We start from the raw sequence: 20193 nt of genomic DNA, 5'->3' as shown, positions 1-20193 counted from the left end.
TGCTAAGCCGCAATCACTATGATTTCCGGTTTTATTGAATCCATAATCCTAAGTGGAACTACTTAGCACTGGCACCTGTTTGAAAATGCTCCGAGTCGATCGCCCTTATGAAGGCATGAATATCACCAGCGCGATCGGCTTAACCCCAGCTCAGAGAGTGACACTCAAAGCATTGGGAGCCGTAGAATTAGCAGTACCGATTTAGTAACCCATCGATTCAAAGAAGATTCACCATGAGCGAAGAGACGCAACAGCCTGACTCGGAAAACCCAGATGTAGTCCGTTCGCTCAAAAACACCGGGCAGGATCTGGAGGTAGAAAGCGCTGGTAACACGGTTGATGGCTCTGAAACGGTGAGAGAGCTTGTTGTCATTGACGTTGAGGTGGATGATTCTCCTAAGAACGATCGACCGATTGATCTGGCAACGCTGGCTCAAACTGTCGAGACACCTGAAGTCGTGAGAAAACTGGTTGTCATTAGACTTCCTGCATGAATCAGATTTTGCCCCCCCATCCCCCCAAATTTGGGGGGCATCAGTTTTAGCTTCCCCCAAACTTGGGGGACGGGAGGGGGCTTTTAAGTATTCGCGCAGGAGGTCTAATGAAGATCAAGCTGACACTGATCAGGACGATCGCTCCCCTAAAAATGACCGAGATTTCAAAAGCTGATCGACTAGAGTTGTTGGGAAATAATAATGAATGAGTCACTGCTGGTTTTCGAGTAGCCTCTTTCTAAGCAGCGACCAAGTAGAAGTTCCATAATCCTGCTGCTGTCAACATCAAGTGATCATCAAACTCCTCGATTCGATTGCGATCAATCATACTGACGGCGTTGTAGCGTTTGACTCCCGCAAACGCTTTTTCACAGACAACACGGGATTGACTCAACGCCCGATTTTCCTGTTTTTGAGGCTCACTGAGTTCTCCTCCTCTCGGTTTCTTGTGCGGTAGATGGATGTTGTCATACTCCTTCTGCAAGCCCAGAAAGCCTAAGTCTACTTCGATAGGAATAGCATCTGGGACACTGCCTGCAATATCCTCTTGGTCATGAAACTTTTTGTCATGCAATTTACCTTCGCGTGCCTTGCTCCAAACCAGCACTCGCTTCGTTTCATCGACTGCCGCGAGATGTTTGCGGGTATGCCGCTTCTTCTTGCCTGAATAGTTTAATTGTTGCGCTTCAGGGTCTTGAGGGCGTTGGATGGGGCGTTCTGTCCCATCGATCATCACCCGCTTAACCGCTGGAAAACGCTCGAAAAAGACCTCAAGGCTAGCGAGTTTACGCTCAGGCAAAACCAGCTTTTCGCCCAAGGTTTGCTCCAGAATCGGCTGGAGACGATGCATCCACTCATGCGCTTGAGAACGGTGCAAATCGAAAATAATGCCAGCTAAATCAAAGGTGGGGTAGCACTTGAAGTAGAACAAGATGAAAAACAGCTTCTCTTGAGTGCTAAGTAAACGAGCTTTCCGTCCTCCACCGACGGCTCGTTGACGCGGTTGAGTCTGGCGAGTTTGTTCATACAGGGGAGCAAAGGCTTCCAGTAGGGCATTAAACGCCTTTCGGTTCAAGCCAGTGAGTGCCCGCAGCAATCGATCTTGGTTCAGCACCCGTGCAATATTCAGCATCGCCTTATTCTGTCGCTGCTCTCCATTCTCGCCTATTTCCCGACATGTCTAATTTCCAACTTTATTGTTTGTGATCAAATATGGGTGATCACTCGTTATCGGAGCCTGCCTGAGCGCAGAATACTCACAATCAGCCAGAGTCCGAGAAAGCTAGCCGAAAAGAAAAGGGTGCTGCTGACCCAAAAGAGCCGACCAGTGCGATCGTTCGCCAAGATCGTTGCGGCTCCCATAATCAAAGCACCGACCACAATACTAAACGAAAGACGATTGGCAGAGTCGTCTACGCTGCGACGGAGGGGATCGAGATCACGTAGATTCAGGTTCCATTGGAGCGTTTCAGAGGTGACGCGCTCAAGCAGCAGTTCCAGTTGGCGTGGCGACTGGAGCGACAAGGTTTTGAGATCCAGCGCAGTACGCAGGAGTGCTTGAAGGGGTGCCTCACCCACCAGTTGTCGTCGAAACAGGTCGGTCATGAGTGGCTTGATCTGGTCGGACAGGTTAAAGTCGGGGTCAAGCTTGCGGGCAACGCTTTCTAAATTTGCGAGCGTTTTGGCATAGAGTCCCATATTGCCGGGAACGCGGAGATGGTTTGCCCTCGCTCGCTGGAGAATTTCGTAAAAAAGCTGGCTGAAGTTGACCTGCGCCAGGTTGAGGTTGTAATAACGACGCAGGAGGCGATCGTAGTCGCTTTCGAGCTGCGCCAGGTTGACGGGCTGCACCGATTCTGCCAGTTGCAGGGTGAGTTGGGTACAACGCTGAGCGTCCAGGTTGACGATCGCCAGCAGCATTTCGGTCAACACTTGTTGAGTGCGAGGATCAAGGCGACCAACCATCCCGCAGTCTAACAACGCTACGCGACCATCCCTTAAGTAAAAGAGGTTGCCGGGATGCGGATCGGCATGAAAGAAGCCGTCGATGTAGATTTGCTGAAAGAAGGCGTTCACCAACAATGCAACGATCGCTCGACTTTCGGCTATGGCATCGCCGCCATGTCTAGCACCAGAGAACGTCCCTTGCAATAGGGGCACTCCATCAAGCCATTCCATGACTAGCAGTTTCTCTGTTGTCAGGTTCCAATAAATTTCGGGGACAACTAGCTGCTTGGGGTCGAACCAACGGCTGCTAGAGAGGTTACTGCGAAGCTGATCGGTGTGAGTGGCTTCTAGCATAAAGTCCAACTCGCCGATGAGTGCGATGGCGAATTCTTCTGCCAGCGCTTTGAGGTCGTAATACTTGCCGAAGTTGGTGCGCGACACCAGATCGGCGAGACTACGAATGAGCGTTATATCCTGATCGACGATCGCCTCAATGCCGGGGCGCTGAATTTTAAGCGCAACTTCTCGCCCATCCGCCAGGGTTGCTCGATGCGTCTGAGCAATCGAGCCAGCCGCAACGGGCTGATGGTTAATCGTCGTAAACACCTCTTCGAGTGGACGACGCAACTGCTGCCGAATGACGACCTCGACTTCTTGCCACGCGACGGAGGGCACTTCAGCCTGAAGTGCGGTTAGTTCGGTAATGTATTCGGGCGGCAGCAGATCGGGGCGCGTGCTGAGCAACTGCCCTAGCTTGACGTAGACAGGACCTAGCTCAACCAGGATGTTACGCAGGACGGTAGGGGGCGGCAGTTGCGGTTCTTCGGCTTTGGTGCCAGTAAGCAGTCGCCGCATATAGCCCCAACCGTTGCGGAGGACAACTTCGGCAATTTCGCGTTGGCGAGCACTGGATTGGGCGATGCGGGAGAACATGCAGTTGTTAGTTGTTGGTTGTTAGCAGTTAGTCGGGAGGTCTTCTTGAAGACTCTACAACTAACCCCTAAAACCTAACAACTAAAGCAGATCTTTGAACTGCGGATCGGCTTGAATTTCTTTGAGTACTTGCTTGATCTCTTGTGTGCGGTCTTTTTTAACAATAAGGGTGACTTTGCCATCGCGCACGATTACCGTGTCTTCAAGGCCGATCGTAACGATGAGGTCATCTTGCTCGGTGGCATAGAAAAGTGCGCCATGAGTGTCTAACCCAATGTGGCGGGCAAGTTCGACGTTTGAGTCTTCGCCTTTGAGCAGGCGTTCGATCGCGTTCCAGTCGCCCAGGTCATCCCAACCAAAAGCAACGGGTAGCACATAAGCCTGCTGGGTTTTCTCCATCAGGGCGTAGTCAATACTCTTTTTGGGCAGGGTGGAATAGGCATCCACGCCCTGTTCTTCCAGTGGACTCAAGATTTCGGGCGCGTAGACTAATAGCTCATCCAGCGCCACCTCAGCACGGAAGACGAACATGCCGCTGTTCCAGCTAAAGGTGCCTGTGGCAAGGAACTGCTCTGCGGTGTCGCGATCGGGCTTTTCGGTAAAGCGCGTGACGCGATAGGCGGGAAAGCCTTTCTGCTCACCCTGCGTGCCAAAAGTGCCGATCGTTTCGCCTGCTTGGATGTAGCCGTAGCCTGTAGAGGGGAAGGTTGGCGTAATGCCTAGCGTGACGATCGCGTCTTCTTTACAAGCGAGTTCTGCCGCCGCATGCAATGTGGCCTCAAAGGTTGCGTTATCAGCAATCCAATGATCGGCAGGGAAAAAGGCAACGACGGTATCTTTGCCATAGCGTTCAGCAATTTGTAGGGTGCTCCAGGTTACAGCGGGAGCCGTATCACGGCCTTCTGGCTCGACTAGCAAGTTGGCTTCGGGCAGATCAGGCAGTTGCTCTCTCACGCCGTCTGCCAGATGAGAGGCGGTGACAACAAAGATGGATGACCAGCCATCCGCGATCGACAAGAGCCGTTCTGCTGTTGCCTGAAGCAAACTGCGACCGCTGCCATCCAGGCTGAGAAACTGCTTGGGGCGATTTCTACGGCTGAGGGGCCAAAAGCGCTCACCCTTTCCACCTGCAAGAATGACGGGTACGAGAGATGGAGTAGACATCGTTGGCATTGGCTCCGTTGCGATCGAGTAAATGGGCGTGTCTCTGAAAATTGCGATAGAAAATTGCGATATTAGATGCCGCCCAAAAGACTCCAACGGCGTGTCATCGTCTCAACTCATCGTTTCAACGCGGTATAGCTCTGGCAGCATCGCCCCGATTCTAAGTGAATGTTCACACGATAGCGGGCATTTCTGTACCTGCTTCACCGATTCTTTTCACTCTCATGCAGCTTGCAGAAAGACAGTAATTGTCAGCTGGTCTTCAGATGATTCCTCATCAGCACTCAACGCGGCTTCATCCTTCGTTGGAGCGTTTGTCAACAGACGCGATCGCGCTCGTACCACAGCACAGATCGAAAACGGCTGAGGAATTGAAAAGCGTCCTGACCGACCCCAATGGGTAAGGGCGCTTTACCGTGTTACTGATCCACTTGCTGATTCAAAGATTGCTAAAGATTGGCTTGAGATCTAACACAAACCCTGGTAGTACCTCCTCGCCTGAGAGCGTTGCTGGGTTTTGCAGCACTTCAACAGGCTGCCCTGGACGATAAATTTCCACTCGCTGGTTTTTGGGATCAATCAGCCAACCGAGACGCGCACCATTTTCAATATACTCCCGCATTTTTGCCTGTAGGGTCTGGAGAGAATCGCTTTCGGAGCGCAGTTCGATGACAAAGTCGGGACAAAGAGGCGGAAATTTGCGCTTTTGCTCCGGTGTAAGAGCATCCCATCGATCGCGGCTGACCCAGGCAACATCGGGCGATCGATCTGCGCCGTTCGGTAATTTAAAGCCCGTAGAGGAATCGAACGCAATGCCGCGATCGTTTGTGTTTTCCCAATTGCCCACTTGTTGAGTGAGTTTGCTGTTCCGCCAACCGCCTTCACCACCTACGGGAGCCATAATGAGCAGTTCTCCATTTGCAGTACGTTCGATGCGTAAATCTCGGTTGTGCTGGCAGAGATCATAGAACTGGTCGTCGGTCAGCTCCAGGGTGGGATGTAGGGTGAGGGTGAGGGCGGACATGGGGAGGAGAGGGATGAGGGATGGAAGAAGGATAAAGGCTTAAGGATAAAGGATAAAAGCTAATGGCGGACCAGAACGATCGTTAGGAGTCTAATTCTGATAATTCTAACCAGCGATCGGTGGCGGTGTCGATCGCGTCCGTTAACTCAGCCAACCGTGCAGAGAGTTTTTGTACTTCGGTGAAGCCAGAGGGCGGATTTTGGTACAGCGTTTTCTCAATCTGTTCTTTTTCGGCTTCCATCTTGGGAATCTGAGTCTCTAACTGCTCAAATTCGCGTTTTTCTTTGTAGGAAAGCTTTTGAGAGTTTTGAGTTTTGAGTTTTGAGTTTGCGGAGTTGTTGGTTTTTAGTTGTTGGTTGTTGGCTAGTGATGGCGATTCTTTGTCCCCTTGCCCCTTGCCCCCTTTTCCTTCTGACTCCTGACTTCTGACTCCTGACTCCTCCTCTGCCTGCTTATAGTCCAAATACACCGAGTAATTCCCCGGATACTGGCGCAGGGTGCCGTTGGGTTCAAAGGCGAAGATGGTATCGACGACGCGATCGAGGAAGTAGCGATCGTGGGAGACGACGATGACGCAGCCGTTGAAGTCTTCGAGGTAATCCTCCAGGACGGCGAGGGTTTGCACGTCGAGGTCGTTGGTGGGTTCGTCTAGAATGAGGACGTTGGGCGCACTCATGAGGACGCGCAGCAGGAAGAGACGGCGCTTTTCGCCACCAGAGAGTTTGCTGATGGGCGCGTACTGTTGATTGCCAGGAAAGAGAAAGCGCTCCAGCATTTGGGAGGCGGTAATGACGGTGCCATCGGCGATTTTCACCAGTTCGGCGACGTCTTTGAGGTAGTCGATGACGCGCTGGTCGGGGTTGAGGGTGAGGTCGTCGGAGTGCTGGTCAAAGTAGCCAATGTGAATGGTGGAGCCAGTTTCGACGGTGCCAGAGTCGGGCTGCAAGCGTCCAGTGATGATGTCCATCAGGGTAGATTTGCCCACGCCGTTGCCGCCAATGATACCGACGCGATCTTCAGGGCTAAATTCGTAGGTGAAGCCGTTGATGAGGGTGCGATCGCCATAGCCCTTTGAGACGTTCACCAGTTCAATGACCTTCTTGCCAATGCGTCGTCCTGCTGTGGCGATATCAACTTTGCCATGACCTTGTTTGAATTCAGTTGCCTGCATGGCGCGAATGCGATCGATCCGCGCTTTTTGCTTGGTGCTTCGAGCTTTGGGGCCGCGTTTGAGCCATTCCAGTTCGCGGCGCAATACTCCTTGATGTTTGCGCTCGGTGCTGGCAGCGGATTCTTCGGCGAGGGCTTTCTTTTCTAAGTAGTAGGAATAGTTGCCGCTGTAAGTGTAGAGGTCGCCTCGATCGATCTCTAGAATGCGATTGGTAACGCGATCGAGAAAGTAGCGATCGTGGGTAATTAGCAGCAGTGCGCCTCGAAAGCGATTGAGATAACCTTGCAGCCATTCCACTGAAAGGGCATCGAGATGGTTAGTTGGCTCATCCATGAGCAGCACGTCGGGTTCAGAGAGCAGTGCCGCTGCTAGAGCGATACGCTTACGGTAGCCACCCGACAGAGCGCTAATTGTGGCATCAAAGTCCTCAATGCCTAGTTTAGTCAAAATAATTTTGGCGTTGGTTTCCAGATCCCAGGCTCCGGTCGCGTCTAGCTGGTGGGTCAGACTGGAAAGCTTTGCCATCAGTTGTTCGTGATCGCCGTGTCCATGCGCCAGTTTGTCAGAAATTTCTTCAAACTCGCGCACCAACGCCATTTGATCGCCACTGTCGGCAAACACTTGCTCTAGCACGGTGAGATCGTCGTCTAGCTCTGGCTGCTGAGACAGATAGACAATCCGCACGCTGGGGTTAACCAGCATTTCACCACTGTCGATCGACTCCTGACCCGCAATCATTTTTAGGAGGGTCGATTTGCCCGACCCATTGGTGCCAATTAGCCCTACCTTGTCGCCATCATCCAGGCTGAAGCTGGCATCACGCAAAATCTCTTTGATCCCAAAGTCTTTATGGAGCGATCGCAGCGTAAAAATACTCATCGGATGCGTCTGGCGATTGAATTAATGAATAGTAGCGCCTCGCTCTATTCAGCACCGTTCTACCGTAGCACTCGTGAGGGCTAAGGGGAGCAGGGGGCAAGGAGAGTGACGGATCTCTTCTGCCGTAAGTCTTATCAAATTTTCATCCTTTAGCCTTCATCCTCACTGAAGATTGGGGCAAATTGTTTGCTCAATCAAATGTACAGGTGGGTGTTCCTGCCAACCAGAAAGAATGCCGTTGAGTTCTGTACGAAGGGTTTCTAGAGCCTTAATTTGTTGGCTGACGATCGCCACTTTGTCCTGAAGATGCTGCTTTACTTCGCAGCAAGGCAGTTCGCCTTCGTCATGCACCGTCAGAATCGCTTTGATTTCGGTAAGCGTTAACCCAAGGGTTTGTGCGCGCTTAATAAAGGCTAGACGATTCAATACGGTTTCGTTGAAGAGCCGATAGTTTACCTCTGATCGCTCAACCGTGGGAGTCAGGAGCCCAATCTCTTCGTAGTAGCGAATCGTTTTCACGGGTAAACCGCTATTGACTGCGACTGCACCGATTTTTAAGAGTCGTTTTGTAGAAGCACGGTTTGCTGCAGAGATCACCATTTTGTTACTCATCCTCAATCAACGATCGATTACCGAATCACTACAGACTTAGCGTTTACCGCTCGCTAGCTTACGCTTAGGCTTTAGCTCTGGGAGCCTGGGGCGAGCATCAGCGGCAGAAAGGGTATATACGGGTGCACGCTCAGTCCACTTGGCGACTTGACGACGCTGTTGCCAGAAGCGCAGTGTAATCGCAACGCCAGCAGTCCCTAACCCAAAGGTTAGCAGTGACCAGTGTTCATTCAACCCACCGATCGCGGCTTCCACGACTCCAGCCGTAAGCACAAAGCTGATAGCGGGATCTCTTTGATACGTCGATCGCAAAACGCGTGACCAGCCTGAATGCATGTTTACCCCCACTAGCATCTCTATGGGCTTCTCCTTGCCCTCATCTTCTATTCTAGGGTGCTAATAGAATGTCAACTTTGAGTTGACAGACTGCTAGTGTCGAAGCCATAAACTACCTTAGAGACGGCTCCGCTCTCCTGTAACAGTTGTTACTGAGCGTCTTTTTCCTCAAGCGGGTAACCCAACAACTGATAGCAGCAACTTTTCAATCCGTAATGCTAGTGCTAGAATCGCATCCCATTCACGCTTTTATTTTCTTCAAACAAAATCTTCAGCGCCTGTATCAGAACCAGCATGGCAGACCTTGTCGATCGTATTCAGCAGTTTAATCGAAACCGTAGACCAGAGCTACTTGCCCTCAAATATCAGACTATGCGGCAAAATGCCTTTGCGTTTCTGCGTGGCACCTGCCATCTATTCTACGAAAATTTTCCAGCACGCTCAGCGCTCAACGAGGCTCCCCCTGTATGGATTTGTGGCGATCTGCATCTCGAAAACTTTGGCACTTACAAAGGGAACGATCGCTTGGTCTATTTCGATATCAATGATTTTGATGAAGCCGCTCTGGCTCCTTGCACGTGGGATTTAGCACGGTTTTTGACCTCGATTTTGGTCGCAGCCCATAGTCTAAATATCGACGACACCGATGCTCAGGCGCTTTGCCAAAACTTTCTCACAGCCTATACCAGGGTGCTATCAAAGGGACAGGTTGGCATGGTCAACCGCGATACCTCAACAGGCTTAGTCAAAGAACTGATAGACAGTCTGAAGCTAAGAAAACGCAAAGAATTTCTCGATAAGCGCACAGAAAAAGTTGGCAAAACGCGGCGACTGTTGCTCAACGAAAAAGCCCGTCCCATCACCAAAACCCAGCGCAAACAAATCGAGATCCTCATACAAACCTGGGCTGCAAAACAGAAGAAACCAAAATTCTTTCGTCTTCTTGATGTTGCTTATCGCGTTGCGGGTACGGGCAGTCTGGGGCTTGAGCGCTACATTCTACTGGTTGAAGGCAACGGTTCACCCAACGCTAACTACCTTTTGGATCTCAAGTACAGCTGTACTTCGTCGTTACAGCCGTACCTGACTCTGGCACAACCTCAATGGTCAACCCAAGCCGATCGGATTGTAACTATTCAGCAACGCGTACAATGGTCTCCTCCTGCCTTGCTAGACACTGTAGAACTCGATGGGCAAGCTTACGTCTTGCGCGAGTTACAGCCAATGGACGATGAAGTTAACCTCAGCCAATGGAATGGCAAACTTCGTCGGTTACGCAAAGTCATCGAAACAATGGCAGAGGTTACTGCTTGGGGCCAACTGCTCAGTGGTGGAAGACAAGGCTCTGCGATCGCCGACGACCTCATCACCTTTGCTCAAACGGCTGTCTGGCACCAACCCCTGTTAGAGTATGCCCGCACCTACGCCATTCAAGTAGACGCTGATTATCAAACATTCTGCAACGCCAAACTGTGAGAGAAGGGCAGAAAGCAGGAGGGCAAAAGGCAAAAGGCAGAAGTTGGAAATGGGGAGTGGGGAGCGGGTTAACGGCTGACTGCTGACCGCTCTTTAACTCAGAACTCAACACTCAAAACTTTTCCATCCCCCAGCCCTCATCCCTCCCATCGCCGACAGCCCGTCAGCCCAAGCTCTGGCTCTTGTCGGTAGGAATCTTCTGGCACCCACACATTGATATCGCGTTCCAACGATATCGCATAAAGGTATTCGACGTTGGGGTCGTACCGCACGCCGACACGCAAATTGGAGAAGTCATCTTCACAAATTTCAAAACCAAAGCGGACGACAATTTGGGCGACCAGGCACTCAGGCGTGTTGCTAGTTTCTCCTGCTAAATCGCGCTCTTGCCAAAACTTATCGAGAAATCGCTTGAGAATCGGCAGCATACGATCCGGCGTACCGTTTCGACTGGCATAAATAATAGCAGGATTACCTACTACGACGATATGGCAAGGATGAGACATGGAATTTAAGTTTTAAGCAGGAGGCTAACTCGGTTCAACCCGGAATCGTTCTACGCCAAAAGGCTGAAAATGCGCGTTATCACGGTTTCAGTTGTAGTGCTACACCAGGCAGAATAAAGCCATCCTGGTGAAGTTTTTTTGAGGTTCTTAGAAAGAGCATCTCAAAAAGTGACCCTTTTGGAGCATCTATTTGAGGTCAGTTCATGCTAGTCCCGACGCACTCTCCACTGTCCGTAGATCCTTTGAATCTGATTCCTAAAATACTAGAATCTCGTGATCAATATCGTTCCTGCCACATTTGCCTGCCAGAAGAAGATTATCGAGTGGCAGCCGTTGTGGTGGACGATGAGTATTACAGCCTTGTCAAAGTGGTACAAGACCGTTCACGATCGCTCGAAGTTGCTACACGATTGACATCCGCAGGTAAAGCAGCCGTCATTACCAGACTGGCTAAAGGCTATGCCATTTGGCGGCTAGAGCCTGAAGCCTATGTTGATGCGTGTCCGCGATCGCCGTCTCAAGCACTTGCTCAAGTCACCGATGTACCTGCCTGCAAAATTCTTGAATCTCGCAGCGATTACAAAGCGTGTCACATCAGCCTGCCAGATTCAGATCAGCGTTTAGCCGCCGTGCTGTTTGAGGGCAGGTATTACGGCTTGCTGAAAGTAGTGACAACTCAACAGCAGGCACTTACGCTTGCTGCCAGGTTACAGCGCAAAGATGTGGGTGCTGTCATTACTAAGGCTGTTCAAGGTTACGCTGTGTGGTTTTTAGAACCGAATGCAATCATCAACAAGGATTAATCTGTAGTTAAAACCGCCGTCATTATACTTGCTGAACGGGGTCAAGCACTCAAACGCTTGCCCCCGTTTTTAAGTGTGCACTTCTCTCGATAGAAACTTTCTGTACGAATCAACCAGGAGTCACGAGTGGCTTTTATACTGATGGTTCCTACTAACTGATTTCTACCGACCGCATTTTCAGCAAAGATGTCTTGTAGGTAATAAAAAACCGCATCCTGGCTACTGGTTTCCCTGTCCTCAGTTCTCTAACTTGTTGGCCCCACTCGCACTCATGGTTGAATTTCCTCAAACGTTAGAAGCCGCGATCGTGCAAGCACAAAGCGCTACCCAAGCTGCGATCGCGGCTGGCTATACTCGTCTACAAATTGATTTATTGCTACCAGAGCTAAAGCCTACCCCTATTGCGTTTCAGTATCTTTCGATCTTTAGCAGCATGGGGGCTGGGCTAAAAGTGTTTTTCACGGATGCTGGGGCTGCTGCACTGGCAAGACGTGATTGGGGCGAAACGTCTTTCAACATTTGCAGTTTGGATGTGGCTGGATCACGGCAAACAACTTCTGTGGAAGAACTAGTAAGTCCCGCTGATGAATTGTTTCTCTTGATCGCACCTTCTTCGGTGGAAGTTTCACCAGTAGAGCAAGTTTGTACCGCTGCTGGCGATCGCCCTGTCGTCTTATTTACTCCACGCCTAGAGGATATTGGTGCCGTTGGTATTGGCTATGCCGCGCGTAAAATTCGTGAACGGTTTCTCAATACCTTTGAGCCGTGTTATTACCTACGTCCCTTCGATCGAACCGCATTATTGCGCTGTTATCCCGCACCCTGGCAAGTGTGGCTTGAGACTGACAATACCTATGCGTTGGTGGCAGAAGAATTGGAAAAACCGAGCACTGAACGGCTGGAACAATTGCTTCAAGCTGGCGGCGCACAAGCTTCACCAAAGCGGACTGTGATTGAAGAGATGCAGCGCTTTCTTAGAGCCTTAGGGCAGTAAGTTTTGGCTTGATGCCAGACCAGACCTATGTTTGGCTGTTTTGGCATCAAGCAGGACAGTGAACCTTTAGTAAATTTCTCACTGCTAAATGTAATCTTTAATACCTGACCTGGAACGGGAAAAAAAATCAGGGCATAATGAGTTTAGTGATTCAAATCACCTTAAAAAGAAAAGGCTCAGCCGAGGCTTTGCAGCAATGATTTGCCTGATTATCATTGTGTTATAGAGTACGGTTAAGCTGCTAAAAGATGGCTCAAAGATTACACAGAAGGCGATTGCATGAGTGAAGCTAATCATCGTCGTATCATCATTGGCGATGTACACGGTCACTACGAAGGTTTGATGACGCTACTGGAGGCGATCGCACCGGGTACTGGTGATCAGCTTTATTTTTTGGGTGATTTAATCGATCGTGGCCCAGATAGCGCCGATGTGATCAGCTTTGTCCAGGAGAATGGCTACAACTGCCTGCTGGGGAACCACGAACAGCTTTTGCTCGATGCGTTTCCCAATGGACGCGTGTTTCATCCTGCCTTGCAGGCTTGGCTCTACAGTGGTGGCCGCGCGACGGTTGCCAGCTATGGTGATGCGGGCATTCGAGCTGACCACATTGAGTGGCTGAGAACACTTCCCGTTTATCTTGATCTAGGCGATTTGTGGCTGGTTCATGCGGGTGTTCATCCCAACTTGCCCATTCAGGCTCAAACAACGCAAGAGTTTTGCTGGATTCGGGATGAATTTCACAGCAGCCCCAAACCATACTTTGCGGACAAGCTCATTGTGACGGGGCATACGATCACCTTTACGCTGCCAAACGTTGCCCCAGGGGAGTTAGCACGAGGTCATGGCTGGCTGGATATCGACACAGGTGCGTATCATCCCAGAAGTGGTTGGCTAACAGGCGTTGATATGACCAATCGTCGCGTTTACCAGGCGAACGTCTTCAAACGTTGCGTGCGGATGCTGCCGCTAGATGAAGCCGTAACTGAAATCGAACCCGCAAAAGTGTTAGCGCATCGCCAAGCCTTGTTTCTTTAAGTCCAAACGCTCGTAGCCTATCCGAAGATTGTGCATAGGGACATTACATGTAACGTCCCTACACATGGTTATGCAGAGGGTGAGTCTATAGCGGTACCTGGATGAATTACAGCCATTTTTCCTTGCATTCACCACACCCGACACTCTAAACCCCACACCCCTCCTCAAAGAACTGTAGCTTAACCAATCAATAACCGCTGTAGGACACATCGCCATCATCAAAACACTGATGGGCGCGGTTTTGCGTTCTGCCGTCAGCCTGCTGCCTTTTAGCTTACGCGCGTTCAAAATACCGCGCTCGTTCCCAACTGGTGACTACTTCGTCAAACTTGCGCTGCTCGGTGCGAAAGAAATGCAAGTAGTGTGTAACGACATCATCGCCGAGGACGCTTCGCGCCCAGGTACTCTTCTCAAGTTCGTGGATGGATTCATTTAAGCTGAAGGGCACTTGTGGCAGATCTCGTGCGGCATACACGTCTCCCTCAAACATGGGGGGTGGCTCGATTTTGTTTTTAATGCCGTCCAGGCCAGCCGCCAGGGTCACTGCAAACGCCAGGTACGGATTAGCATCGGCCCCAGGTGCGCGGCACTCTAACCGTAAGGAGGCTCCATGCCCCAGCACCCGAAAGCCTGCAGTGCGATTGTCATAGGACCAGGCGATCCCGGTAGGGGCGAATGATCCCGCGACGTAGCGTTTGTAGGACGCAGGGTAGGGGGCATAGAAGGCGAAGATTTCTCGGATATGGGTCATCCAGCCGCCGAGAAACCAGCGAAACAAGGGTGAACTGTGGACGGGGCCAAAGGCTTCATCACCAGGAAAGAGCGGTTTGCCTGCTTCATTCCAGAGGCTGGCGTGAATATGCATGCTGGAGCCTGCGTAGCGTTCATCCCATTTCGCCATAAAGGTGACAGCCGCGTCGTTTTGCCACGCGATTTCTCTAGCGGCATGTTTGTAAAGAACGTGCCGATCGCACATTTCCAGAAAGTCGGTATAGCGCAGGCCGATTTCTTGCTGCCCTGGGCCCCACTCACCTTTGGAGGTTTCAACGGGAATACCAGAGCGATCAAGATGCTTACGAATGGCACCAATCACAAACTCTTCTTTGGTGCCCTGAAAAATGTGGTAGTCCTCAATGTAAGCGCCGATCGGCTGCAAGTCGTGATAGTGCTTTTTACGGGCTGCTTCGTAGGAATCGGCAAAGAGATATAGCTCTAGTTCCGATGCACCCATGAGGGTATATCCCAGCGCTTTGGCGGCTTCTAGCTGCTTGCGGAGCAGATTGCGAGGCGCGATGTTAACAGGGATGTCTTCCTCTTCGTTCAGCACGTCACAGAGCACGATCGCGGTTTTCTCCAGCCAGGACGCAATGCGTAGCGTGCTTAAATCAGGCACCAAACGAAAATCACCGTAGCCGCTTGTCCAGCTTGTAAATTGGTAGCCCGGTACAGGATCCATCTCCATATCGCAGGCAAGCAGATAGTCGCAGGCGTGGACGTTCTCCTCCAGCACATCATGGACGAAATAATCACCTGTAATGCGTTTGCCCATCAAGCGTCCATAAATGTCTGGCATGACGGTGATGACGGTCTCAATTTGTTCATCTGCAACCATCTGTTTCAACGTTTCAACGTCTAACATGCCGCGTACTGTGGATTTACCCATGAATACTCCTTAAATTGCGATATGGCTCAAAGCTTGGCGTTACTTTTGTTAAATAGGTAAGCACAATGATTTGTAAAAGGTTCTTTGAGGGGGTTGCCCCCAGGCAGGGGGTTTTATCCCTCCACCCCCTAAACCATTTCTAGTTTAGTGATGCCTAGCTACTCAGTAGCACTGCCAAGACGAGCAGGATGCTTGCGTTGAGCTAGTTTACGACTAAGACGGTGAAAAATCAGTATCGTGTTTAAGCTGTTTTCTGTGCGAATGCCGCTTTTGGATAGTACGGAATACACTTGAAGTTTTGAATTAGTTGTGCCTAGAGCGAGAACTTAGAGTTAAATGATGAGGCTTCTCGTTCTTTTTGATCGATCGCTATGAGAGTCCAACGTTCGCCGATTCACGCAGCTGTATTTGTAGAATGCACGGTGCTATTGGCTTTGAGCTTGACGTTGCCCGTGCGGGCAGACAACCCAGCGCAAACGCAGGCGTTGCTGGCAACCAGGCAGTGTTCTGGCTGTGATCTCAGCAATGCGGGTTTAGTGTATGCCGATCTACGGGGCGCAGATTTACGTCAGGCGAATCTTAGTCAAGCAAATCTCAGTCGAGCCAATTTAGAAGGAGCCGATTTGCGGGGTGCAACGTTGGCAGGAGCGAGTTTGTCGGGTGCTAATCTGACCGGAGCCAACCTGGATAGCGCAAATCTGGCTGCTGCCGACCTGCGTTACGCTTACCTGACGAATGCCACCTTACAAGGCGCAAATTTAGAGCGTACCCAGTTTCGAGGGGCGATCGGTCTATCTAACGCGGTGGGCAGTCCAGAGGAGTTTTACCAATGGGCTATGGCAGATGCTGAGCAGAAAAACTACGCCTCCGCCGTTGAGAACTTTACCCAGACCCTTGCACGTAAAGCCGATTTTGCGCCAGCTTATCTAGGGCGAGGGTTAGCACGGCTCCAAGTAAGCGATCGCGTCGGGGCGATCGCGGATTTAAAGCAAGCAGATAAACTCTTCACAGCGCAGGGCGACACAAAGACCGCGTTAGACATTCAAAAGTCGATTAAAACGTTAGAAACGCCGCCCAAAGAGCCAAAAACGGGGAACGGCTTTGGCATTAACCTGCTGAGTGCTTTGGGAACGCTGTTGCAACTCTTTTTGCCGTGAGAGTAGAAGAAGTTGTTAGTTGTATAGCCCATTGGGCATTCAAGAAAAGTTGTTGGTTGTTAGAAGCAAGCTGGACAGATGAGCCTTGAAAGCTTTAGCTTACTTCCGTTTTACGGTTGGCTGACGGCTGATAGCTGGTGACTGCTAACCGCTGATTGCTCTTTAAATTCAAAACTCAAAACTTCTCCGCTGACCGCTCTTTAATTCAAAACTCAAAACTTCTCCACTGACCGCTGATCGTTCTTCAACTCAAAATTCAAAACTCAAAACTTCTCATCCCTCACCCTTCTCCTCCCATCCCAACTCCTGCCAATGGCGGAGCAACTCGGCGATCGTGATGGCACTGGCGATCGCGCCGCGTGGGGTGTGGGGTGCATCGCCATCAAAAATTTCGGCGATCGCATTGAAGCAGCCTTGCTCTCGAAAGTGGGTCAGGAGTGGCTGTAAATCGATTGGTAGGGGTTCTCCTGGGTAGAAACGGCTCCAGGCACGAATATACGGTCCAAGGAGCCAACTCCAAACGGTGCCCTGGTGGTATGCCCAATCCCGCTGGCGGGGAGAACCGCTACAGGTGCCTAAATAGGCTGGTGCGTCTGGGTCAAGGCTGCGGAGTCCATAGGGTGTCAGCAAACGATCGCGCGCTGTGGAGAGAATTTGACGGGATTGCTCGACTGTAAAAGCGGTGTGGTGGAGCGATAGGGCTAAAACTGCATTTGGGCGAATGGTGCCATCCAGGCGATCGTCTGGCTCAATGCGATCGTAGAGGTAGTTTTGCTGAGGATGCCAAAACGTTTGTAAGGAATCTTTGACCTGCTCTGCCTGTTGGGCATAGCGTCGAGCTTGATTGAGCAGGCGATCGGTGTTCTCACCATCAGGACGCTCTGCTAGCAGCGTTGCCCACTGACTTGACCAACAAAGCGCCGAGTACCAGAGGGCATTAATTTCAACGGGTTTGCCATGTCGCGGGGTTACAGCTTCACCCGCGACCAGTGTATCCATCCAGGTCAACGGTGTGGTGGCATCATCCCAAGTCACTAGCCCATCTGAAGCATCGACGCGAATATTATGCAGCGTGCCAGCCGTAAACCCTTTATAGATTTGCTTGACCACTTCGTACTGATCAACCAGAAAATCCCAATCCTGGGTGGTTTGTAGATATAGCCCCAGCATCTCGATCCACCACAGAGCGCAATCGAGGTTGCGGTAGACCGCATCACCGCGACTATCTGGCAACCAATTGGGGATTAGCCCCTGAGAGGTCGATCGCCCCAATTGATCGAGCATTCTTCGTGCCAATAAAAACCGCTTGGTGGTGAGCGCAAAGCCTGGTAAGCAGAGCAAAGTATCGCGAGTACGATCGCTAAACCAGTGGTAGCCAGCAATGATGGTGGGTGCCTTCTGCGCCGACTGATACGCAATAAATTGATCGCTTGCCCGCAGTAAGGATTCCCATATTGTTTGATTGCGATCAATGGTCGGCAAGTGCAAAAAATCACGGTCTAACCGCTGCTGCTGAACTTTTATTGCTTGCTCAACAGTGACTGAGTTTAGTGGATGGGGACTGGATACAGGGAGGCCAACCCGCGCTTCTAGCGTTACCGTTTCACCCGGCTGCAACGAAACGGTCAAATACCCAGGACTGAACAAATCTTCTAGATAATCTAAGCCACGGTTTGCTTCTTCTGGATAGTAATAGTTCCAATACCAGGTCTCTTCTGGTTGATAGTGTCCGTGGCTCCAGGAGAGTTCCCAGGGCGTGCCTGTCTTGCCAGCATGCAGCGCTTGCAGAAAGACCTGGTTGGCACCCACTAACTGAGAAAAGGAAAGCGTTGGTGATTCCTGTTGATGATGATGAAAGACTCGATCGCCCATAATGGGTCGCAAGCGCAATACGGCTAACTGGTTGCCTGTATAGCGGTATGCCACCAACACTCGATGCACAGGCTGACTGGGCAAGGCTGACCCTGGCGAAGGCTCCTCCTGCGCCAACCCGTAGGGCATCATGATCTGACGGTGTAGCTGCCACTGCTCTCCTAAACCCCAAACCCAAGTCGGCACAGGATCAATGCTAAACTCGCGCAATAACCGATAGCCCTGGGGATCAACCTTGTCAGAAGTCCAGAAGTTGGTGCCTAGCGCAAAGATCAAACCACTGACTTCCAGGCTAGCCTCTAGATGAGAGAACAACAGCGTTCGCTGCCGGGGTGGGTCGATCGCAGCCACTAACCAACCGTGATACGTTCGGGTGCGAGCATCACAAACCGTCCCGCTTGCAAAACTCCCCAACCCATTTGTCAGCAGCCATTCTCGCGTATCCAGCTCGTTCATGACCATGCAGGCATTGACAGCCCTTCTAGAAATTACTTTTAACGTTCCGGTTGGGCGGCGGCAAGTACTCTTTGAATCTAAACCGAGATTCCTCGCTAGTCCGCTCTAAGCGAATTGCTAGGCACACTGCGCCGCCAAGATATAAAAATCGAAACCCAATAAAAAAAGCCAAGCAAACCACCGCCATAGATAAGCCCTGAAGAAAGCAACGAGTTAAATGTGTAATCTGGGTGATTTTCCAATAACTTGTGAAGCCCAATATGAATCACAAGGAATGTAGCGAATGCAATCCGTGAAGAGTGCCGAATACTTGGAGATTCATTACTTGTCAACCACAGAAGTGCTGCAATCAAAGGTATGTGAATAACAACAAAAGTAAATGATGCAATTTGTTCAGGCAGACTTCTCAACCCAAGTAGCAATCTCCATTCAGATTGCGTCATTGCATCAAGCTCGTGGGTAATGAGCGTTGCAAAGCCTAAGTAAAAAATCAGGTTTTTCATATAGCATTAAACTCACTTTGATGAGTTTTACAAGGCATAATACTCCTTTATCAAAAACTCCGATGCCTAACAATATAAATTAGCCGTCAGCACCTTAGGAGAAGCACGAACGGTGCAACCTTTGCCGTGAATGAGAGCCGTTTTCATTTGCATTCACCACACCCTACGCCCTACACCCGTATTTACCAAACTGTAGCTTACGCAATCATTAACTGCTCTATGACAAGCATGGCTCGATCGTTGCCACCACCGATCGCCCGATCGCATCCAGGTCATAGCCACCTTCCAGGCCAAAGAGGATATGGTGAGTGAGCGTCAAACAATGGCGTGTAAATACTCCAAAATCTTCTGGTTTGAGTGCAATATCTGCCAGGGGATCGGCATGGGTGGCATCATACCCAGCGCTGATAATCAGCAAATCTGGTCGAAAGTGCGTCAAAAATGGTATGACCTGTTGCTCAAAAGCTGGTGCATAATCTGCCATCGTGCTACCAGCAGGCATCGGCACGTTCAGCACATTGTGATACAGTCCACGCTCGGTTGCTGCGCCTGTGCCGGGATACTGGGGAGACTCATGCAATGAGCAATAAGCAATTTGGGGATGCCTTTCGACAATCGCCTGGGTACCGTTACCGTGATGCACGTCCCAATCAAGAATGGCAACTCGATCGATGCCCGGTTGGGTGAGTGCATAGTGAGCGGCGATCGCGGCATTAGAGAAAATGCAAAAGCCCATACCCACGTCGCTCAAAGCATGATGCCCTGGTGGGCGCGCTAAGACAAAGGCTGGATTCGCCGTTTCCAGCACGCGATCAACCCCATCTAACCAGGCACTTACCGCTAACAACGCCACGTCATAAGTGCGCAGTGAAATTGGCGTATCGGCATCTAAATAGCCGCCGCCCCGCTCTGCCAATCGGCGTACACCTTCGATATAGCGTTGGGAATGCACCTGCGCGAGTGCTGCCATCACTGGACGCTGCTCTACAGGGGTAGGCGATAGCCACTCTAGCTGATCTGCCCAGGATGCTGCTTTCAACGCTGTTTTGATTGCCGTTAATCGTGCGGGTTTTTCAGGATGAAAGTGCCCTGTTTCGTGCAGCAAAAAGTCGTCTGAGTAAATGATTGGCAGCATAGGTCGTGCAAGTGCTGGCGATGTTTTTGA

General features: G+C 50.8%; 20 protein-coding genes. 8 read left to right on the top strand and 12 right to left on the bottom strand.

Going from position 1 to position 20193, the window contains the following annotated elements; genetic code table 11:
- The first annotated feature begins 52 nt into the window (after positions 1-52).
- Both AC5JLP_RS15195 and AC5JLP_RS15190 read left to right on the top strand, forming a co-directional pair.
- Positions 53-205, top strand: a complete 153-nt coding sequence (locus AC5JLP_RS15195; RefSeq protein WP_496068766.1) for a hypothetical protein — start codon at positions 53-55, stop codon at positions 203-205.
- 28 nt (positions 206-233) lie between these two features.
- Positions 234-494: a hypothetical protein gene (locus tag AC5JLP_RS15190; protein ID WP_496068765.1), complete on the top strand. Its 261-nt coding sequence runs from the start codon at positions 234-236 to the stop codon at positions 492-494.
- 238 nt (positions 495-732) lie between these two features.
- On the opposite strand, the gene AC5JLP_RS15185 is transcribed toward AC5JLP_RS15190, so the two are convergent.
- The 3 genes from AC5JLP_RS15185 to AC5JLP_RS15175 form a co-directional block, all read right to left on the bottom strand.
- Positions 733-1626 (bottom strand): transposase, encoded by an 894-nt coding sequence (locus tag AC5JLP_RS15185; protein ID WP_496068764.1) that lies wholly within the window; start codon positions 1624-1626, stop codon positions 733-735.
- Between the two features lie 95 nt (positions 1627-1721).
- On the bottom strand, positions 1722-3374 hold the full coding sequence (locus tag AC5JLP_RS15180) for an ABC1 kinase family protein (protein WP_496068763.1): 1653 nt from the start codon (positions 3372-3374) through the stop codon (positions 1722-1724).
- An 81-nt stretch (positions 3375-3455) separates the two neighbouring features.
- Positions 3456-4538, bottom strand: a complete 1083-nt coding sequence (locus tag AC5JLP_RS15175; protein WP_496068762.1) for a mannose-1-phosphate guanylyltransferase — start codon at positions 4536-4538, stop codon at positions 3456-3458.
- Between the two features lie 266 nt (positions 4539-4804).
- Between AC5JLP_RS15175 and AC5JLP_RS15170 the strand changes: the two genes are divergently transcribed.
- Positions 4805-4942 carry a hypothetical protein gene (locus tag AC5JLP_RS15170; protein WP_496068761.1) on the top strand — a complete coding sequence of 46 codons (138 nt, stop codon included), beginning with the start codon at positions 4805-4807 and terminating at the stop codon, positions 4940-4942.
- Positions 4943-4977: 35 nt separating this feature from the next.
- Here the strand turns inward: AC5JLP_RS15170 and AC5JLP_RS15165 are convergent, their stop codons facing one another.
- From AC5JLP_RS15165 to AC5JLP_RS15150, 4 genes are all read right to left on the bottom strand, one after another.
- Positions 4978-5562, bottom strand: coding sequence for a Uma2 family endonuclease (locus tag AC5JLP_RS15165; RefSeq protein WP_496068760.1), 585 nt, complete (start codon positions 5560-5562; stop codon positions 4978-4980).
- Positions 5563-5644: 82 nt separating this feature from the next.
- Complete coding sequence (locus AC5JLP_RS15160) at positions 5645-7612, bottom strand: ABC-F family ATP-binding cassette domain-containing protein (protein WP_496068759.1); 1968 nt, start codon at positions 7610-7612, stop codon at positions 5645-5647.
- Positions 7613-7774: 162 nt separating this feature from the next.
- Positions 7775-8212, bottom strand: coding sequence for a heavy metal-responsive transcriptional regulator (locus AC5JLP_RS15155; RefSeq protein WP_496068758.1), 438 nt, complete (start codon positions 8210-8212; stop codon positions 7775-7777).
- Positions 8213-8260: 48 nt separating this feature from the next.
- Entirely contained in the window at positions 8261-8560 is a 300-nt protein-coding gene (locus AC5JLP_RS15150; RefSeq protein ID WP_496068757.1) for a hypothetical protein, read from the bottom strand.
- A gap of 294 nt (positions 8561-8854) precedes the next feature.
- On the opposite strand from AC5JLP_RS15150, the gene AC5JLP_RS15145 reads away from it, so the two are divergent.
- The gene (locus AC5JLP_RS15145; RefSeq protein ID WP_496068756.1) at positions 8855-10036 is read left to right on the top strand and encodes a DUF2252 domain-containing protein; all 1182 of its coding nucleotides are present in this window, start codon (positions 8855-8857) and stop codon (positions 10034-10036) included.
- Positions 10037-10173: 137 nt separating this feature from the next.
- Here AC5JLP_RS15145 and AC5JLP_RS15140 read toward each other — a convergent pair whose 3' ends face one another.
- The gene (locus AC5JLP_RS15140; RefSeq protein ID WP_496068755.1) at positions 10174-10542 is read right to left on the bottom strand and encodes a histidine kinase; all 369 of its coding nucleotides are present in this window, start codon (positions 10540-10542) and stop codon (positions 10174-10176) included.
- 203 nt (positions 10543-10745) lie between these two features.
- On the opposite strand from AC5JLP_RS15140, the gene AC5JLP_RS15135 reads away from it, so the two are divergent.
- The 3 genes from AC5JLP_RS15135 (at position 10746) to AC5JLP_RS15125 (ending at position 13377) form a co-directional block, all read left to right on the top strand.
- Positions 10746-11345, top strand: coding sequence for a hypothetical protein (locus tag AC5JLP_RS15135; RefSeq protein WP_496068754.1), 600 nt, complete (start codon positions 10746-10748; stop codon positions 11343-11345).
- Between the two features lie 271 nt (positions 11346-11616).
- Positions 11617-12339 carry a DUF1995 family protein gene (locus tag AC5JLP_RS15130; RefSeq protein WP_496068753.1) on the top strand — a complete coding sequence of 241 codons (723 nt, stop codon included), beginning with the start codon at positions 11617-11619 and terminating at the stop codon, positions 12337-12339.
- A 279-nt stretch (positions 12340-12618) separates the two neighbouring features.
- Entirely contained in the window at positions 12619-13377 is a 759-nt protein-coding gene (locus AC5JLP_RS15125) for a metallophosphoesterase family protein (RefSeq protein ID WP_496068752.1), read from the top strand.
- 274 nt (positions 13378-13651) lie between these two features.
- On the opposite strand, the gene AC5JLP_RS15120 is transcribed toward AC5JLP_RS15125, so the two are convergent.
- Positions 13652-15040, bottom strand: a complete 1389-nt coding sequence (locus AC5JLP_RS15120; protein ID WP_496068751.1) for a glutamine synthetase family protein — start codon at positions 15038-15040, stop codon at positions 13652-13654.
- A 371-nt stretch (positions 15041-15411) separates the two neighbouring features.
- Between AC5JLP_RS15120 and AC5JLP_RS15115 the strand changes: the two genes are divergently transcribed.
- Complete coding sequence (locus AC5JLP_RS15115) at positions 15412-16197, top strand: pentapeptide repeat-containing protein (RefSeq protein ID WP_496068750.1); 786 nt, start codon at positions 15412-15414, stop codon at positions 16195-16197.
- A 273-nt stretch (positions 16198-16470) separates the two neighbouring features.
- Here AC5JLP_RS15115 and AC5JLP_RS15110 read toward each other — a convergent pair whose 3' ends face one another.
- The 3 genes from AC5JLP_RS15110 to AC5JLP_RS15100 form a co-directional block, all read right to left on the bottom strand.
- Positions 16471-18525: an amylo-alpha-1,6-glucosidase gene (locus AC5JLP_RS15110; RefSeq protein ID WP_496068749.1), complete on the bottom strand. Its 2055-nt coding sequence runs from the start codon at positions 18523-18525 to the stop codon at positions 16471-16473.
- A 95-nt stretch (positions 18526-18620) separates the two neighbouring features.
- Positions 18621-19028: a DUF6713 family protein gene (locus tag AC5JLP_RS15105; protein ID WP_496068748.1), complete on the bottom strand. Its 408-nt coding sequence runs from the start codon at positions 19026-19028 to the stop codon at positions 18621-18623.
- Between the two features lie 217 nt (positions 19029-19245).
- Positions 19246-20163 carry a histone deacetylase family protein gene (locus AC5JLP_RS15100; protein WP_496068747.1) on the bottom strand — a complete coding sequence of 306 codons (918 nt, stop codon included), beginning with the start codon at positions 20161-20163 and terminating at the stop codon, positions 19246-19248.
- Positions 20164-20193 lie beyond the last annotated feature (30 nt).

This window comes from Stenomitos rutilans (assembly GCF_059505485.1).
Note: the sequence above shows the minus strand (reverse complement) of the source record. Positions and strands in the feature narration are given on the sequence as shown.

What these genes read in the sequence shown, in the direction of transcription:
- AC5JLP_RS15190 (WP_496068765.1), top strand. Translation starts at nt 234, where the DNA reads ATGAGCGAAGAGACGCAACAGCCTGACTCGGAAAACCCAGATGTAGTC.
- AC5JLP_RS15185 (WP_496068764.1), bottom strand. Translation starts at nt 1,626, where the DNA reads ATGCTGAATATTGCACGGGTGCTGAACCAAGATCGATTGCTGCGGGCA.
- AC5JLP_RS15180 (WP_496068763.1), bottom strand. Translation starts at nt 3,374, where the DNA reads ATGTTCTCCCGCATCGCCCAATCCAGTGCTCGCCAACGCGAAATTGCC.
- AC5JLP_RS15175 (WP_496068762.1), bottom strand. Translation starts at nt 4,538, where the DNA reads ATGTCTACTCCATCTCTCGTACCCGTCATTCTTGCAGGTGGAAAGGGT.
- AC5JLP_RS15170 (WP_496068761.1), top strand. Translation starts at nt 4,805, where the DNA reads ATGATTCCTCATCAGCACTCAACGCGGCTTCATCCTTCGTTGGAGCGT.
- AC5JLP_RS15165 (WP_496068760.1), bottom strand. Translation starts at nt 5,562, where the DNA reads ATGTCCGCCCTCACCCTCACCCTACATCCCACCCTGGAGCTGACCGAC.
- AC5JLP_RS15160 (WP_496068759.1), bottom strand. Translation starts at nt 7,612, where the DNA reads ATGAGTATTTTTACGCTGCGATCGCTCCATAAAGACTTTGGGATCAAA.
- AC5JLP_RS15155 (WP_496068758.1), bottom strand. Translation starts at nt 8,212, where the DNA reads ATGGTGATCTCTGCAGCAAACCGTGCTTCTACAAAACGACTCTTAAAA.
- AC5JLP_RS15150 (WP_496068757.1), bottom strand. Translation starts at nt 8,560, where the DNA reads ATGCATTCAGGCTGGTCACGCGTTTTGCGATCGACGTATCAAAGAGAT.
- AC5JLP_RS15145 (WP_496068756.1), top strand. Translation starts at nt 8,855, where the DNA reads ATGGCAGACCTTGTCGATCGTATTCAGCAGTTTAATCGAAACCGTAGA.
- AC5JLP_RS15140 (WP_496068755.1), bottom strand. Translation starts at nt 10,542, where the DNA reads ATGTCTCATCCTTGCCATATCGTCGTAGTAGGTAATCCTGCTATTATT.
- AC5JLP_RS15135 (WP_496068754.1), top strand. Translation starts at nt 10,746, where the DNA reads ATGCTAGTCCCGACGCACTCTCCACTGTCCGTAGATCCTTTGAATCTG.
- AC5JLP_RS15130 (WP_496068753.1), top strand. Translation starts at nt 11,617, where the DNA reads ATGGTTGAATTTCCTCAAACGTTAGAAGCCGCGATCGTGCAAGCACAA.
- AC5JLP_RS15125 (WP_496068752.1), top strand. Translation starts at nt 12,619, where the DNA reads ATGAGTGAAGCTAATCATCGTCGTATCATCATTGGCGATGTACACGGT.
- AC5JLP_RS15120 (WP_496068751.1), bottom strand. Translation starts at nt 15,040, where the DNA reads ATGGGTAAATCCACAGTACGCGGCATGTTAGACGTTGAAACGTTGAAA.
- AC5JLP_RS15115 (WP_496068750.1), top strand. Translation starts at nt 15,412, where the DNA reads ATGAGAGTCCAACGTTCGCCGATTCACGCAGCTGTATTTGTAGAATGC.
- AC5JLP_RS15110 (WP_496068749.1), bottom strand. Translation starts at nt 18,525, where the DNA reads ATGAACGAGCTGGATACGCGAGAATGGCTGCTGACAAATGGGTTGGGG.
- AC5JLP_RS15105 (WP_496068748.1), bottom strand. Translation starts at nt 19,028, where the DNA reads ATGAAAAACCTGATTTTTTACTTAGGCTTTGCAACGCTCATTACCCAC.
- AC5JLP_RS15100 (WP_496068747.1), bottom strand. Translation starts at nt 20,163, where the DNA reads ATGCTGCCAATCATTTACTCAGACGACTTTTTGCTGCACGAAACAGGG.